Origin of the sequence: Brachybacterium sp. AG952 (assembly GCF_004362645.1) — a bacterium.
Lineage (GTDB): Bacteria > Actinomycetota > Actinomycetes > Actinomycetales > Dermabacteraceae > Brachybacterium > Brachybacterium conglomeratum.
In genome coordinates this window covers 1-15,981 of record NZ_SNXV01000005.1, presented here as the reverse complement: position 1 = coordinate 15,981, position 15,981 = coordinate 1, and the positions used below count along the sequence as shown (strand labels likewise).

The following is a 15,981-nucleotide window of genomic DNA, read 5'->3' as shown; positions in this document are numbered from 1 at the left end:
CGTCGGCTCCCCGTCCCGCTCCGTTGCTCACACACCGCCTGCCGGGGCGTCGCGCATCGCGCGGCGCCCCGGTACGGTGTCCGGGGTCGTGCGCCGCCGCGCACCGGTGAGAACGAGGAGCATCATGACCGTGAGCGAGCGCCGCCCCGGGCCGTATCTGGTGGTGGGCCTGGGCAACCCCGGCCCGAAGTACGCCGCGACCAGGCACAACATCGGCCAGATGGTCCTGGACCACATCGCCGACGCCGCCGGCGGGCGATTCGCCGCCGCCAAGCGGGCGCAGGCCGTCGTGCTGGAGGGCCGCCTCGGCGCCCCCGGCGCCGGCGAGCGGGTGATCCTCGCGAAGACCACCACCTACATGAACGTCTCCGGCGGTCCGGTGAAGGCGCTGGCCGCGTACTACGGCATCGACCCCGAGCAGGTCGTCGTCGTCCACGACGAGGTCGACATCCCCTTCGACGCGGTGCGCCTGAAGCGCGGCGGTGGCGAGGGCGGCCACAACGGCCTGCGCGACATCTCCAAGGCGCTGGGAACCAAGGACTACCTGCGCGTCCGCGTCGGGGTGGGCCGGCCTCCGGGCGGCCGCGACACCGCCGATCACGTGCTCGCCCCCTTCACCTCCACCGAGCGCCGCACGCTCGAGCTGCTGATCTCGGACGCCGCCGACGCCGTCGAGGCCGTCGTCCTCGAGGGCCTCACCGCCGCTCAGCAGCGCTTCCACTCCCGGGAGGGCCGATGACCGCACCGATCGACGCCGCACGCACCGGCCGGGCCGCCGGCGCAGGCCCCGATGCCGTGGGCGGCGAGCGGTCCGCCCCGCCGCTCGCCCCGCTGCTCGCGCGCCTCGCCGAGGGCGCCGACCTCACCGCGATCCGCGAGCTCGTCGAGTCCGCCGGCGCGGACGAGGACCGTGGCCCGGGCGGGGACATCGTCGCCGCGACCGCGCTGTTCCCCTTCGCCGTCGCGGACCTCGCACGACGCGCGAGCGCCGAGTCGCCGCTGGTCGTGGTCACCTCCACCACCCGCGCCGCCGAGGATCTCCGGGCGGCGCTGAGCGTCCTCGTCGGCACCGCGCACGTCGCCGAGCTGCCCGCCTGGGAGACCCTGCCCCATGAGCGGCTCTCCCCGCGCGCCGACACCGTCGCCAAGCGCTTGAAGACCCTGCGCCGCATCGCCCATCCGGAGACCGAGGACCCGGTGCACGTGCTGCTGATGCCCGTGCGCTCCCTGCTCCAGCCGATCGCGACCGGCCTCGGCGACCTCCGTCCCGTTCGGGCGCTGGTGGGGGAGGAGCACCCCCTCGAGGACCTGGAGCAGGAGCTCGTCGACGCCGCCTACGTGCGCGTGGACATGGTCGAGAAGCGCGGCGAGTTCGCGGTGCGCGGCGGGATCCTGGACGTCTTCCCGCCCACCGAGCCGCATCCCGTGCGCGTGGACCTCTTCGGGGACGAGATCGACGACGTGCGGTACTTCGCCGTCGCCGACCAGCGCTCGCTCGATCCCGTCCCGCACGGGCTCGACGCCCCGCCCTGCCGCGAGATCCTGCTGACCCCCTCGGTGCGCGAGCGCGCCCGCGCCCGCGCCGAGGAGCTGCCCGGTGTGCGCGACCTGCTGCTGCGCATCGCCGACGGCATCGCCGCCGACGGCATGGAATCCCTCAGCCCCGTCCTCGTGGACGGCATGGAGCAGGTCGCCGACGTGCTCCCCGCCGGCGCCCGCTTCCTCGTCGTCGACCCGGAGAAGGCGCGCGCCCGCTCCGAGGAGCTCGTCGCCACGACCGACGAGTTCCTCGCCGCGGCCTGGTCCAGCGCCGCCGCCGGCGGCGGACTCCCGATCGACGTGGGGGCGGCGAGCTTCGTGCCCCTGTCGGAGGCGAAGGGCCACGCCCTCGAGGGCGGCCGCGCCTGGTTCACCCTGGCCGCCTTCGGCCTCGACGCCGACCTCGACCTGACCACCTCCGGCACGTCCACCCACCCCGGTTACTCCGGCAAGCCCGCCGACGCCGCGAAGGACCTCGAGCGCCGCCGCGCCGACGGCTGGTCCGTCCTCGCGACCATGGCCGGCACGGGCGGGGCCCGCCACGCCGCCGAGAACCTCCGCGGCGAGGGCATGGCGGCCGTCTTCGCCGAGCGGCTCGAGGGACCCGTCGAGCCCGGCGAGGCCGTCGTCACCGTCGGCCCCTTCGCCGAGGGGCTCGTCGCCGAGGACCTGAAGCTGGTCCTCGCCTCCGAGCGCGACCTCACCGGCAAGTCCGGGGCGCGCCGCGGCGAGGAGCGGAGGATGCCCTCCCGCCGCCGCAACGTCGTCGACCCGCTCCAGCTGCGGCCCGGCGACCACGTCGTCCACGCCCACCACGGCGTGGGCCGCTTCGTGGAGATGACCAGCCGCACCGTCGGCACCGGCGCGAAGCGCACCACCCGCGAGTACCTCGTCATCGAGTACGCGGCCTCGAAGAAGGGCCAGCCCGGCGACCGGCTCTACGTCCCCTCCGACCAGCTCGACCAGGTCACCAAGTACGTCGGCGGCGAGGAGCCGTCCGTCAACCGCATGGGCGGCGCCGACTGGGCGAAGACCAAGTCGAAGGCCCGCAAGGCGATCCGCGAGATCGCCGACGAGCTGGTGCGCCTGTACTCCGCCCGGCAGTCCGCGCCCGGCCACGCCTTCGGCCCCGACACCCCCTGGCAGCGGGAGCTCGAGGACTCCTTCGAGTTCGTCGAGACCCCGGACCAGCTCTCCACCATCGAGGACGTCAAGAAGGACATGGAGAAGCCGGTCCCGATGGACCGCCTGATCCTCGGCGACGTCGGCTACGGGAAGACGGAGATCGCGGTGCGCGCCGCCTTCAAGGCCGTCCAGGACGGCAAGCAGGTCGCCGTGCTCGCCCCGACGACGCTGCTGGCCCAGCAGCATCTCGACACCTTCTCCGAGCGGTACACGGGCTTCCCCGTGACCGTGAAGGGGCTCAGCCGCTTCCAGTCCGCCGCCGACTCCGAGGCGACGGTCGAGGGGCTGCGCGAGGGGAGCGTCGACATCGTGATCGGCACCCACCGCCTGCTCACCGGCAACGTGCGCTTCAAGGACCTGGGGCTGCTGATCATCGACGAGGAGCAGCGCTTCGGCGTCGAGCACAAGGAGACGCTCAAGGCGCTGCGCACGAACGTGGACGTGCTGTCGATGTCGGCGACCCCCATCCCGCGCACCCTCGAGATGGCCGTGACCGGCATCCGGGAGATGTCCATCCTCGCGACCCCGCCCGAGGAGCGGCATCCGGTGCTGACCTACGTCGGCGCCGACGAGGACCGCCAGATCGCCGCCGCGATCCGGCGCGAGCTGCTGCGCGAGGGGCAGGTCTTCTACATCCACAACCGGGTCGAGGACATCGACCGCGTCGCCGCGCACCTGCGCGAGCTGGTGCCGGACGCCCGCGTCGCCGTCGCCCACGGCAAGATGAACGAGCACCAGCTCGAGCGCGTGATCGTCGACTTCTGGGAGCGGGACTTCGACGTGCTCGTGTGCACCACGATCGTCGAGACGGGCCTGGACATCGCCAACGCCAACACCCTGATCGTCGAGAACGCGGACCGCTTCGGGCTCTCGCAGCTGCACCAGCTGCGCGGGCGCGTGGGCCGCTCGAGCGAGCGCGCCTACGCCTACTTCCTCTACAACGCGGGCAAGCCGCTCACCGAGACCGCCCACGACCGCCTCACCACCCTCGCCACCAACACCGACCTCGGCGCCGGCATGCAGGTGGCGATGAAGGACCTCGAGATCCGCGGCGCCGGCAACCTGCTCGGCGGCGAGCAGTCCGGGCACATCGCCGGCGTGGGCTTCGACCTGTACGTGCGCATGGTCGGGGAGGCCGTCGCGGCCTTCCGCGGCGAGGCGAGCGCGCCGGAGAAGGAGATCCGGGTCGAGCTGCCGCTGGACGCGCACGTCCCGCACGACTACATAGGCTCCGAGCGTCTGCGTCTGGAGGCCTATGCGAAGCTGTCCGCGGTGCGCGAGGTCTCCGAGATCGAGCAGGTCCGCGCCGAGCTCGCCGACCGCTACGGCCCGCTGCCCGCGCCGGTGGAGGTGCTGCTGGACGTGGCCCGCTTCCGGATCGACGCCCGTGCCGCAGGGGTCGACGAGGTCCAGGCGCAGGGGAAGATGATCCGCTTCGCCCACCTCGAGCCCGCCGACTCCGTCGCGATGCGGATGAAGCGCCTGTACCCGGGCACGCTGCTCAAGCCCGCCCTGCGCCAGGTGCTCGTGCCCCGCCCGATGACCTCCCGCTTCGGCGGCACCGAGCTGCGCGACCACGCGCTGCTCGAGTGGGCGCGCGAGGTGCTGCGCGTGCTCGTGCCCTCCGCGGCCGAGCAGATCTCCGCGCCCGTCGTGCAGGCGGAGGCGGGGTCGGGGCCGGCGAGGAAGTAGCCTCGCCCCCGTGAGCACCGCGCAGCGCCCCGACCCGACCGATCCCGCACCGCGCGGCAGCGCCCTGCTGCGGGCCGTGGAGGTGATGGAGGCGCTGCGGGCGCCGAGCGGCGACGCCTGGACCCACCGGCAGACCCACGCCTCGCTCGCCCGCTACCTCCTCGAGGAGACCCACGAGGTGCTCGAGGTGATCGACGACCCCTCCGGCCACGGCCCCGGGGCGCTGCCCGACGAGCTCGGCGACCTGCTCTTCCAGATCCTCTTCCACGCGCGCATGGGCCAGGAGGAGGAGCCGGCCTGGGACGTGGACGACGTGGCCCGCTCCTTCGTCGCAAAGATGGAGCGGCGCAACCCGCACGTCTTCGGCGACGCGCCCGAGCAGGCGCTCGAGGACCCCGCCGACGTCGATCAGATCATCGCGCAGTGGCACGCCGTCAAGGCTCAGGAGAAGCAGCAGGTCCAGCAGGACCGGCAGGACCTGGAGAGCTCCGGGGCTGCTCCGACGCGCCCCCGAGGCTGGGCCGAGGGGATCCCCGCCGAGCTGCCCGCCCTGCAGACCGCGGCGAAGATCGTCCACCGCGCGCGATCGGCCGGCGGGCTCGAGCAGCTCCTCGCGGCGGCCGACGCCGCGGCCTCGGCCGAGGATGCCGGCGACTGGGGCGGCGACCTCGGCCGGGCGCTGCTCGACCTGGTCGTGGCCGCCGAGGGCCGGGACGACGATCCCGAGACCGCGCTGCGCGCCCTGCTCGCGAGGACCGTCCGCGAGCTCGAGCAGGGCACCGGCGCCTGACCGGGTACTCCTCCTCCGTAGGCCCCTCCGGGCGCAACCGCGGGCACGGGGGCGCGTGGCGGGCGTCGCTCGGCCTAGACTGTCGGGCGGACGGTCAGCGCCGACCGGACGATTCGAACTTCATCACCGAAGGAAGGAACAGCCCATGGCAGCCCTGATCGAAGCACTCCTCGCCCGAGAGATCCTCGACTCCCGCGGCAACCCCACCGTCGAGGTCGAGATCCTGCTCGACGACGGCACGTTCGAGCGCGCGGCGGTCCCCTCCGGCGCCTCGACTGGCCAGTTCGAGGCCGTCGAGCGCCGCGACGGCGACAAGGACCGCTACCTCGGCAAGGGCACGCTCGACGCCGTCAACGCCGTGATCACCGAGATCCTGCCGGCGATCCACGGCATGGACGTCCAGGAGCAGCGCGCGATCGATCAGGCGATGCTCGATCTCGACGGCACCAAGAACAAGGGCACCCTCGGCGCGAACGCCATCCTCGGCGTCTCCCTCGCCGTGGCGCGCGCCGCCGCGGCCTCCGCGGGCGTGCCGCTGTACCAGTACGTCGGCGGCCCGAACGCGCACATCCTGCCCGTCCCGATGATGAACATCCTCAACGGCGGCTCCCACGCGGACTCCAACGTCGACATCCAGGAGTTCATGATCGCGCCGATCGGCGCGGAGACCTTCTCCGAGGCCATGCGCGTCGGCGCCGAGGTCTACCACGCGCTGAAGGCCGTGCTCAAGGAGCGGGGCCTGGCGACCGGTCTCGGCGACGAGGGCGGCTTCGCCCCGAACCTCGACTCCAACCGCGCCGCGCTCGACCTGATCGTCGAGGCCATCGGCAAGGCCGGCTTCGAGGCCGGCAAGGATGTCGCGCTCGCGCTCGACGTCGCGGCCTCCGAGTTCTTCGAGGACGGCGCCTACACCTTCGAGGGCGCCAAGAAGACCTCCGCCGAGATGGTGGACTACTACGCCGAGCTCGTCGACGCCTACCCGCTGGTCTCCATCGAGGACCCGCTGGACGAGGAGGACTGGGACGGCTGGAAGGCCATCACCGAGCGCCTCGGCACCAAGACGCAGCTCGTGGGCGACGACCTCTTCGTCACCAACCCCGAGCGCCTCGGCCGCGGCATCGACGAGGGCGCCGGCAACGCGCTGCTGGTCAAGGTCAACCAGATCGGCTCGCTCTCCGAGACCCTCGACGCCGTGGACCTCGCGCACCGCGCGGGCTTCAAGGCCATGATGTCCCACCGCTCCGGCGAGACCGAGGACACCACCATCGCCGACCTGTCCGTGGCGACCAACTGCGGCCAGATCAAGTCGGGCGCCCCCGCCCGCGGCGAGCGCGTGGCCAAGTACAACCAGCTGCTCCGCATCGAGGAGGAGCTCGGCGAGGCCGCCCGCTACGCCGGCGCCTCCGCCTTCCCGCGCTACACGGCGTGATCGCCGCCGCCCGGGCGCACCGCGTTTCCCGCGCGGCGCGTCCAGGCGGAGGCCGTATCCTCTAGCGCATGAGCAGCAGACGACCGGGCGCCCCGCGATCGACGAGGCGCCCGGTCGCCGCGTCCGGGGCCCGTCGCACCGGTGCGCGCTCGACCTCGCGCCCGTCGGCCGCCCCCGGCCGCGGCGGCGCCGCTCGCCCCGGCGGGACCAGGCAGTCCGCCTCCGCCGGCACCGGCGGCGACCGCAGCCGGGGCCCCGCCGCCGCCTCCCGCCCCGCCACCGCCCCGTCCCGCGCCGACGGCCCGGACGGGCCCGGCATCACGATCACGCGCCGCACCCTCGTGCTGGTCGCTCTCGTCGTGGTGGCGCTGGCGGCCCTCGTGCCGACGGTGAACTCCTACGTGGCCCAGCGCCAGAAGCTGTCCGACCTGCAGGGCCAGGTCGCCCAGCAGGAGGCGGAGGTCGAGGACCTGCGCGAGCAGGTCGCGCAGTGGGAGGACCCCACCTATGTCGCCGCCCGTGCCCGCGAGCGCCTCCTGTTCGCGATGCCGGGGGAGACCCAGTACCGCCTCACCGACACCTCCGGCCAGGACGTCCCTCTCACCGAGGCGCAGCAGGCCGAGGAGGCCGCGAAGGAGGGCGAGTGGTACTCGACCCTCTGGGAGAGCGTCGAGGGCTCGAGCCGCCTGACCCCCGAGGACATCCCCGACGAGACCGGCTCGACCGACGAGGACGTCCCGGCCGAGGACCCCGCCGACACCACCGATCAGGACGACGACCAGTGACCTCACTCGCCCCTCTTCCCCACGAGACGCCCGCCTCGCCGAGCGACCTCGAGATCATGCGCCTCCAGCTCGGCCGCGACATGCGCGGCGTCGTCTCGATCGCGCGGCGCTGCGGCTGCGGGCGCCCCGCCGTGGTGCGCACCGCGCCGCGCCTCGAGGACGGCACCCCGTTCCCGACCTCGCTGTACCTCACCCTTCCCTGGCTCACCCTCGAGCTCTCCCGGCTCGAGGCGACCGGGCTGATGGCCGAGCTCACCGAGCGCCTCGAGAGCGACGAGCAGCTCGCCGCCCCGTACCGGGCGGCGCACGAGCGCTATCTCGCGCGCCGCGCCGAGATCGGCGAGGCGGAGGAGGTCGCGCACGTCAGCGCCGGCGGCATGCCCACGCGCGTCAAGTGCCTCCACGCCCTCGCGGGCCAGTCCCTCGCCGAGGGTCCGGGCGTCAACCCGGTCGGCGACGAGGTGCTCGCGATGATCGACGGCGCCGTGCCCGAGCTCGTCTGCCGCTGCCAGGACGAGGAGCCCGGGACCGACCCCGACGAGCACCGCACCGACGAGGGCGAGGAGGGACGATGAGCGCGCCCGTCGCCGCGATCGACTGCGGCACCAACTCGATCCGCCTGCTGATCGCCCGGCGCGACGAGGCCACCGGGCGCCTCGTCGACCTCGAGCGGCACCTGGAGATGGTCCGCCTCGGGCTCGGCGTGGACCGCACCGGACGCTTCGACCCCGTCGCCGTCGAGCGCACGCTGGACGCCGCCCGCCGCTACCAGGCGCTGGTGGAGCACCACGGCGTGCGCCGCGAGGACGTCCGCTTCGTGGCCACCTCCGCGACCCGCGACGCCTCCAACCGCGAGGACTTCATCTCCGGCATCCGCGCGATCCTCGGCATCGACCCCGAGGTCATCTCCGGCCAGGAGGAGGCGGAGCTGTCCTACCGCGGCGCGGTCAGCACCGTCGAGGGCCTGCCCGCCGGACCCGCGCTGGTGGTCGACATCGGCGGCGGCTCCACCGAGCTGGTGCTCGGCACCACCGCCCCCACCCACCGGATCAGCCTGGACATGGGATCGGTCCGCCTCACCGAGCGCCACCTGCGCTCCGACCCGCCCGCCGCCGACGAGATCGCCGCCGCCACGGCGGACATCGATGCCCTGCTGGACGAGGCCGCGGAGGCGATCCCGCTGGAGCGGGTCGCCTCGCTCGTCGGCGTCGCCGGGACCGTGACCACGGTCACCGCGGTCGCCACCGGGATCCGGGACTATCGTCCCGATGTCACCCACGGCGCCGCCCTCCCCGTCGACGAGGTCCGTGCGCTGTGCGAGACGCTGCTGCGGGAGACCCGCGAGGAACGGTCGCGCCACCAGGTGATCCATCCCGGGCGCATCGACGTCATCGGCGCGGGCGCACTGATCTGGTCGCGCATCGTCGAGCGCGTCGCCGCAGCCTCCGGCATCACCGAGACCCGCACGAGCGAGCACGACATCCTCGACGGGATGGCGCTGGATCTGCTCGACCACGTGCCCTGAGACCCTCCGCGCGTGGGGCGGTGACCACCTGACGAGGTGCTTTTGTCTCAGCGACCATACGGTCCTAGGCTGTGGTCCATGACCAACACCTTCGGCGGCAAGCCCCATGTCCTCATCCTCGGCGGCGGTTCCGTCGGCATGACCACCGCATCCGAGCTGCGCAAGACGCTCGGAGCGGAGGTCGCGATCACCGTCGTCGACCCGCGCCCGTACATGACCTACGCGCCCTTCCTCCCCGAGGTCGGCGCCGGGAGCATCGATCCCCGCAACGTGCTCGCGCCGCTGCGCAAGATCCTCACCGGCACCAAGGTCGTCACCGGCTCCGTCGCGGCGATCCGCAGCGCCGAGCACACCGTGGTGGTCGACACCGAGGAGGGCGAGCAGCTCGAGATCTCCTACGACTACCTCGTCGTGGGCCTCGGCGCCGTCCCGCGTCTGCTCCCGATCCCCGGCCTCGCCGAGAACGCGATCGGCTTCAAGCAGGTCGAGGAGGCCGCGGCCGTCCGCGACCGCATCCTCGCCAACCTCGCCGAGGCGGCGACCACGAAGGATCCCAAGCTCCGCAAGCGCCTGCTCACCTTCACCTTCATCGGCGGCGGCTTCGCCGGCGGCGAGGCCGTGTCCGAGGCCGAGGACATGGTGCGCGACGCCCTGCGCTACTACCCCGACCTCCACGCCTCCGACATCCGCTTCGTGCTCGTCGACGGCGCCCCCTTCATCTTCCCGGAGCTCACCGAGGACCAGCGCGCCTACGTGCTGAACCAGCTGCGCGAGCGCGGCATCGAGGTCAAGCTCGAGACCTTCCTGAACTCCGCCGAGAACGGCGTGATCAAGACCAGCGACGGCGACGAGTTCGAGACCGACCTGCTCGTGTGGAACGCGGGCGTCAAGCCGAACCCGGTGCTCTTCGACGAGGAGACCTCCGATCTCCCGATCGTCACCGAGCGCGGCCCGCTCATGGGCAAGGTCCAGGTCCTGCCCGACCTGCGCGTCAACGGCGAGGACGGCCCCTTCGACGACGTCTTCGCCGCCGGCGACTGCGCCGCCGTGCCGGACCTCGCCTCGGGCGAGGGCAAGTTCTGCCCGCCCAACGCCCAGCACGCGGTGCGCCAGGCCAAGCGCCTGGCCGACAACATCGCGCGCTCCGTCCAGGGCCGCCCGCTGGTGGACTACTACCACAAGAACCTCGGCGTCTTCGCGACCCTCGGCATGTACAAGGGCGTCGGCCGCCTGATGCTCGGCGAGAAGGAGCTGGACATCCGCGGCCTCCCGGCCTGGGCGATGGCCCGCTCGTACCACCTGTACGCGATGCCGACCCTCGGCCGGAAGGTCTCCGTGGCCGCTGGCTGGGTGGGCAACCTCGTCTCCCGCCGCGACATCATCGGCATCCCGCAGGCGGAGACCCCGCGCGCCGCCTTCGAGCTCGCCGCGAGCTCCGGCAAGAAGAAGTGAGCCGCGCGGGACGCCGCTGAGCGTCCCCCGACACGACGCCGTCGCCCCTCAGGGGGCGGCGGCGTCGTCATGTTCGAGGCCCGTGTGAGCGAGTATCCTCGGATGGTCACGCAAACGAGCACGATCGCGCACGCGGCAGCGGCGCGGCGCAGAGCATCCGGCGCACGGCCGGAGAGGGGCAGGACCATGCAGATCCACATCGTGGAGGACGCCGCGGCCGGAGGCGTCGTCGTCGCCGACGAGATCCAGCGCGTCCTCGAGCAGGCGGACGACCGGGGCCCGGTGCTGGGCCTGGCGACCGGCTCCTCGCCGCTGCCCGCGTACCAGGAGCTGATCCGCCGCCACCGCGAGGAGGGGCTCTCCTTCGCCGATGCGCGCGCCTTCCTCCTCGACGAGTACGTGGGCCTGCCTGACGAGCACGAGCAGAGCTACCACCGCTTCATCCGCGAGAACCTCGTCTCCCACATCGACCTGCCGGAGGACAGGGTCTGCTCCCCGGACGGCACCGCCGAGGACCCGCACGCCGAGGCCGTGGCCTATGACGGACGGATCCGGGACGCCGGGGGAGTGGACGTGCAGATCCTCGGCATCGGCTCCAACGGCCACATCGCCTTCAACGAGCCCGGCAGCTCCCTCGGCTCCCGCACCCGCGTGGTGGGCCTGACACGCTCGACCATCGCCGACAACTCGCGCTACTTCGCCAGCCGCGAGGACGTCCCGATCCAGGCCCTCAGCCAGGGCCTGGGGACCATCCTCGAGGCGCGTCGGATCGTGCTGGTCGCCTCCGGGGAGAACAAGGCCGCGGCCATCGCCCAGCTCGTCGAGGGCGGGATCAGCGCGCGCTGGCCCGCGACCGTGCTGCAGATGCACCCCGAGGTCGTCGTCGTCGCCGACGAGGCCGCCGCCTCCCGCCTCGAGCTGCACGAGGACTACCGCCACGAGCGCCGCCTCGAGGAGGCCGAGCGCGCCGCGCGCTCCCACTGAGACCGATACCACCGGGTCCCGGGCGGGACCACCCTCCCCGGCAGGGGCCCGGTGGGCGCAGGGCCGATACGATCGCCCTCATGCAGCAGGCCGATCCCTCCCCCTCCTCCTCTCGCACAGCCCCCGACGCCGCGACCACGGCCCCCGAGGCGCCGCGCGGCGCCTTGGACCGCTGGTTCCACATCACCGCACGCGGCTCGACGATCCCCCGGGAGATCCGCGGCGGCATCGTCACCTTCTTCTCGATGTGCTACATCGTGGTGCTGAACCCCCTGATCATCGGCACGGTCCCGGACTCGACCGGGATGTACCTCGGCGGCGGCACCGAGCCGAACCTCCCCGCCGTCGCCGCCGGCACCGCGCTCATCGCAGGACTGCTGAGCATCTTCATGGGGGCGTGGGCGAAGTTCCCGCTGGCACTGGCCGCCGGGCTCGGGCTGAACGCCTATCTCGCCTACTCCGTCGTCCCGCTGCCGGGCATGACCTGGGGCGGCGCCATGGGCCTCGTCGTCATCGAGGGCGTCGTCATCCTGCTGCTGGTGCTCAGCGGCTTCCGCAAGGCCGTCTTCGACGCCGTCCCGGCCTTCCTCAAGACCGCGATCGCCGTCGGCATCGGGCTGTTCATCGCCTTCCTGGGCCTGTACAACGCGAAGTTCGTGACGACCGCGAACGGCACCCCGGTCCAGCTCGGCAACGACGGGTCCCTCACCGGCTGGCCCACCTTCGTGTTCGTCGCCGGGCTGCTGCTCATGTTCGTGCTGTGGGTGCGCAAGGTCCCCGGCGCGATCCTCATCGCCATCGTCACCGCGACCGCGCTGTCGATCGTGATCGAGCGCGTGCTCCACCTGGGCGCCTTCGCCCCGGCCGGCGCCGACGGCCCCGGCAATCCGGGCGGGTGGGCGATGAACGTCCCGGCCGTCTCCGAGTTCCCGGTCCAGCTGCCCGACTTCTCCACGCTGCTGACCGTCGACCCGATCAGCGGGATCACCGCCGCGGGAGCGGTCGGCGCGAGCGTCATCGTCTTCTCGCTGCTGCTGGCCGACTTCTTCGACACCATGGGCACCATGGTCGGGGTCGCCGCGGGCGCGGACCTCGTCGACGAGCAGGGCGACATCCCGCACTCCCAGCGGATCCTCGTGGTCGACTCCGCGGCGGCGATCGCCGGCGGCATGGGCGGCGTCTCCTCGAACACGAGCTTCGTCGAGTCCACCTCCGGCGTCGCCGAGGGCGCGCGCACCGGGCTGTCCGCGGTGGTCGTCGGCGTGCTGTTCCTGCTCTCGACCTTCCTCTCGCCGCTCGTGGGGATGGTGCCCTACGAGGCGGCGACCCCGGCGCTGGTGATGGTCGGCTTCCTGATGATGACCCAGATCACCGACATCGACTTCACCGACGTCGAGATCGCGATCCCCGCCTTCCTCACGATCATCCTGATGCCCTTCGCGTACTCGATCACCGTGGGCATGGGCGCCGGCTTCATCATGTACGTGCTGCTGAAGCTGGTGCGGGGCAAGGCACGCTCGATCCACTGGCTGATGTACGTGATCGCCCTGATGTTCGTCGCGTACTTCCTGCGCGGCGCGGTCGAGGGCCTGCTGCTGTGACCGATCCCGGGGCGGAGGCCGAGATCGCCGAGCTCGCCGCCGAGCTGCAGCGCCTGCTGCTGGTCTCCTCGCGGATCCTGCGCTCGCACACCGCCTCGCACGCGGTCTCCGCCTCGCAGTTCTCGGTGCTCGCGCACCTGGACCGGGCGGCGGAGTCCACCCCGGGGACGCTGGCCGACTTCGAGCACGTGAGCCCTCCGGTGATGACCCGCGTGCTCGGCCGCCTCGAGGAGGCGGGGCTCGTCCGCCGCTCCGCCCACCCCGAGGACGGCCGGCAGGTGCGGGTGACCCTCACCGACCGGGGCAGGGAGCTGGTGCGGGCCGGCCGCGCGGAGCGGGATGCCTGGCTGCGCTCCCGTCTCGACGGGATCAGCGCCGAGGAGCGGGAGAGCCTGCGCGAGGCGACAGGCCTGCTGCGGCGCACGCTGGTCCCGCCGCGGGACTGACGGGGCGCGGAGGGACGCAGAGACGGTGGCGCCGGGATGCCGTCGCGGGCGAGCGGGGCGCCGCCCTGGGATCACAGCGACGCAGAAGCAAGGCGACGCAGAAGCGCGGCACCGCCTCCGCCCGCACCGCGAAGAGCCTCGCCGCGGCCCTGCATCGACTCCCCGCTTGCACGTGCCGCGCGCACGAAGGGCCCCGTCCGAGGACGGGGCCCTTCGTGGTCTGCGGGACGCGTGATCCCCGCGCTCGGGCGGGCCGACGCAGCGGTCAGCGCGCGGCAGTCGCCCGGCCCGGCGAGCTGCTCAGGAGACGGCGTCGGCCGAGCGGTCGAGTACGTGGTCCAGGACCGCGATCAGCGCGGCGACGTCCTGCTCGTCCACGGCCGGGAAGGTCGCGATGCGCAGCTGGTTGCGTCCGAGCTTGCGGTAAGGCTCGATGTCGACGATCCCGTGGGCCCGCAGCACGGAGGTGATCGCCGTGGCGTCGATCGAGTCGTCGACGTCGAGGGTGGTCACGACCTGCGAGCGCGCCGCCGGGTCCGCGACGAAGGGGGTGATCTCCCCGCGCCGCTCCGCCCAGGCCTGGAGCATGCCGCTGGTCGTGCGGGTGCGGGAGTCCGCCCAGGCGAGACCGCCCTGGGAGAGCATCCATTCGATCTGCTCGGCCATCAGCACCAGGGTCGCCACCGCCGGGGTGTTGAGCGTCTGGTCCTTGCGGGAGTTGTCGATCGCGGCCGTGAGGGAGAGGAACGACGGGACCCAGCGGTCCTCCGCCGTGCCGAGCCGCTCCGCGCGCTCGATCGCGGCGGGGGAGAGGATCGCGAGCCACAGCCCGCCGTCGGAGGCGAAGGCCTTCTGCGGGGCGAAGTAGTACGCGTCCGTCGCCGAGACGTCCACCTGCGCGGCGCCGGCCACGGAGGTCGCGTCCACGAGCACGAGCTGGTCCTCGCGCGCGCCCTCGGGACGGGCGACCGGGACCATCACGCCGGTCGAGGTCTCGTTGTGCGGCCAGGCATAGGCGTCCACGTCCTCGGAGACGCGCGGGGCGGGGCAGCTCCCCGGCTCGGCGCGGATGACCTCGGGCTCGGCGAGATGCGGTGCGCCGGCGGCCTCTGCGGCGAACTTCTGCGAGAACTCGCCGAGCACGAGGTGCTGGGAGCGCTTCTCGATCAGCCCGTAGGCGGCCACGTCCCAGAACGCGGTGGAGCCTCCGTTGCCGAGCACCACCTCGTACCCCTCGGGAAGGGAGAAGAGCTCGGCCAGGCCCTGACGGACCCGAGCGACGACCTGCTTGACCGGCGCCTGACGGTGGGAGGTGCCCATCACCGTGCGGGACACCGAGGAGAGCGCCTCCATCTGCGCATCGCGTACCCGGGAGGGACCGGAGCCGAAGCGTCCGTCGGAGGGCAGCAGCTCCGAGGGGATGGTCAGGGCGCGCAGGGCGTCGGTGCGAGCGGTGCTGGCAGCGGTCATTCGAGCTCTCCTCACGAGGACGGTCCGGGCCGCCCGGTGACGAGGCGGCCCGGGGGCATTCTTCCAGGAACCTGCTTCGACGCCTCGTTCGGTCCGGGGAGCGTCGGGGTGCGGGCCGACGTGCGCTCCCGGGGCACGGTCCGTGCGAGGATCAGGGCATGAGCCGTGCCGATCTCGAGAAGCAGCCGTACGACGTCGCGACGATGTTCGACGGCATCGCCCGCCGCTACGACCTGATGAACGATGTCGCCGCGATGGGGCAGGTCGGGATGTGGCGCGAGAAGATGGTCGAGTCCCTCGACATCGCTGCGGGGGACCAGGTCCTGGACCTCGCCGCCGGCACCGGCACCTCGAGTGCCGCCATCGCCCGCGCCGGCGCGCAGGTGGTCGCCGCCGACTTCTCGCTCGGGATGATGACCGAGGGCCGCCGACGAGGTGCGCCGGTCCCGTTCGTGGGCGCCGACGCCCAACACCTCCCCTTCGCGGACGACTCCTTCGAGGCCGCGGTGATCTCCTTCGGCCTGCGCAACGTCCATGAGCCGCGCCTGGCGCTCGCGGAGATGTCCCGGGTGGTGCGCCCGGGCGGCCGCGTCGTGGTGTGCGAGTTCTCGACGCCGACGTGGCGTCCTTTCCGGGCGGTCTACGAGAACTACCTGCTGCGTGCGCTGCCGGCCGTGGCACGCCGCGTCGCCACGAGCGCCGACGCCTACGACTACCTGGCCGAGTCGATCCTGGACTGGCCGGACCAGGAGGCGCTGCGCGGGTGGTTCGCACAGGCCGGCCTCGAGCAGGTGCAGTACAGGAACCTCAGCGGGGGCATCGTCGCCCTGCACCGTGGAGTGGTGCCCGCTCGCTGACCTCCCTCGATCCTCGAGCTGACCTGCACGGACAGGCGAGGCGAGGATAGGCATTAGGGCCGATGCGCGCCTCGACGGGGAGCGATGTGGTCGAGGCCACCTCGAAAAGGGTCGTTCTGGCTTGACGGGGACTCGGAACCCCCGTAATGTTCTTCCTCGTGCCCAGGAGATCGGGACAGCGGATCGGCCCATGGTCGAGAGGTTGGAACTGGTCCTGACCTGGGAC

General features: G+C 72.8%; 13 protein-coding genes. 12 read left to right on the top strand and 1 reads right to left on the bottom strand.

All coding sequences use genetic code 11. From position 1 onward, the window contains the following. The first annotated feature begins 124 nt into the window (after nucleotides 1–124). From pth to DEU31_RS12445, 11 genes are all read left to right on the top strand, one after another. On the top strand, nucleotides 125–739 hold the full coding sequence (gene pth / locus DEU31_RS12495; protein ID WP_133677410.1) for an aminoacyl-tRNA hydrolase: 615 nt from the start codon (nucleotides 125–127) through the stop codon (nucleotides 737–739). Beyond that, entirely contained in the window at nucleotides 736–4,416 is a 3,681-nt protein-coding gene (gene mfd, locus DEU31_RS12490; RefSeq protein ID WP_243733835.1) for a transcription-repair coupling factor, read from the top strand. Before pth ends, mfd begins: the two co-directional genes overlap by 4 nt. A 10-nt stretch (nucleotides 4,417–4,426) precedes the next feature. After that, nucleotides 4,427–5,206: a MazG nucleotide pyrophosphohydrolase domain-containing protein gene (locus DEU31_RS12485; protein ID WP_133677409.1), complete on the top strand. Its 780-nt coding sequence runs from the start codon at nucleotides 4,427–4,429 to the stop codon at nucleotides 5,204–5,206. 145 nt (nucleotides 5,207–5,351) lie between these two features. Further along, entirely contained in the window at nucleotides 5,352–6,635 is a 1,284-nt protein-coding gene (eno, locus tag DEU31_RS12480; RefSeq protein ID WP_010551095.1) for a phosphopyruvate hydratase, read from the top strand. A 68-nt stretch (nucleotides 6,636–6,703) separates the two neighbouring features. Next, nucleotides 6,704–7,420, top strand: a complete 717-nt coding sequence (locus DEU31_RS16860) for a septum formation initiator family protein (protein WP_166649511.1) — start codon at nucleotides 6,704–6,706, stop codon at nucleotides 7,418–7,420. Then, nucleotides 7,417–7,995: a DUF501 domain-containing protein gene (locus tag DEU31_RS12470; protein WP_133677408.1), complete on the top strand. Its 579-nt coding sequence runs from the start codon at nucleotides 7,417–7,419 to the stop codon at nucleotides 7,993–7,995. Before DEU31_RS16860 ends, DEU31_RS12470 begins: the two co-directional genes overlap by 4 nt. After that, nucleotides 7,992–8,945 carry an exopolyphosphatase gene (locus DEU31_RS12465; RefSeq protein WP_133677407.1) on the top strand — a complete coding sequence of 318 codons (954 nt, stop codon included), beginning with the start codon at nucleotides 7,992–7,994 and terminating at the stop codon, nucleotides 8,943–8,945. Before DEU31_RS12470 ends, DEU31_RS12465 begins: the two co-directional genes overlap by 4 nt. A 78-nt stretch (nucleotides 8,946–9,023) precedes the next feature. Continuing rightward, a complete protein-coding gene (locus tag DEU31_RS12460; protein WP_010551099.1) occupies nucleotides 9,024–10,397 on the top strand; it encodes an NAD(P)/FAD-dependent oxidoreductase in 1,374 nt (457 codons plus the stop codon). Between the two features lie 186 nt (nucleotides 10,398–10,583). Then, a complete protein-coding gene (gene nagB / locus DEU31_RS12455; protein ID WP_133677406.1) occupies nucleotides 10,584–11,381 on the top strand; it encodes a glucosamine-6-phosphate deaminase in 798 nt (265 codons plus the stop codon). Nucleotides 11,382–11,461: 80 nt separating this feature from the next. Then, nucleotides 11,462–12,982 (top strand): NCS2 family permease, encoded by a 1,521-nt coding sequence (locus tag DEU31_RS12450; protein WP_133677405.1) that lies wholly within the window; start codon nucleotides 11,462–11,464, stop codon nucleotides 12,980–12,982. Then, complete coding sequence (locus DEU31_RS12445; RefSeq protein WP_133677404.1) at nucleotides 12,979–13,428, top strand: MarR family transcriptional regulator; 450 nt, start codon at nucleotides 12,979–12,981, stop codon at nucleotides 13,426–13,428. Before DEU31_RS12450 ends, DEU31_RS12445 begins: the two co-directional genes overlap by 4 nt. A 300-nt stretch (nucleotides 13,429–13,728) precedes the next feature. Here DEU31_RS12445 and serC read toward each other — a convergent pair whose 3' ends face one another. After that, nucleotides 13,729–14,898: a phosphoserine transaminase gene (serC, locus tag DEU31_RS12440; RefSeq protein ID WP_133677403.1), complete on the bottom strand. Its 1,170-nt coding sequence runs from the start codon at nucleotides 14,896–14,898 to the stop codon at nucleotides 13,729–13,731. A 158-nt stretch (nucleotides 14,899–15,056) separates the two neighbouring features. On the opposite strand from serC, the gene DEU31_RS12435 reads away from it, so the two are divergent. Continuing rightward, nucleotides 15,057–15,755 carry a demethylmenaquinone methyltransferase gene (locus DEU31_RS12435; RefSeq protein WP_010551104.1) on the top strand — a complete coding sequence of 233 codons (699 nt, stop codon included), beginning with the start codon at nucleotides 15,057–15,059 and terminating at the stop codon, nucleotides 15,753–15,755. Nucleotides 15,756–15,981: the final 226 nt, after the last annotated feature.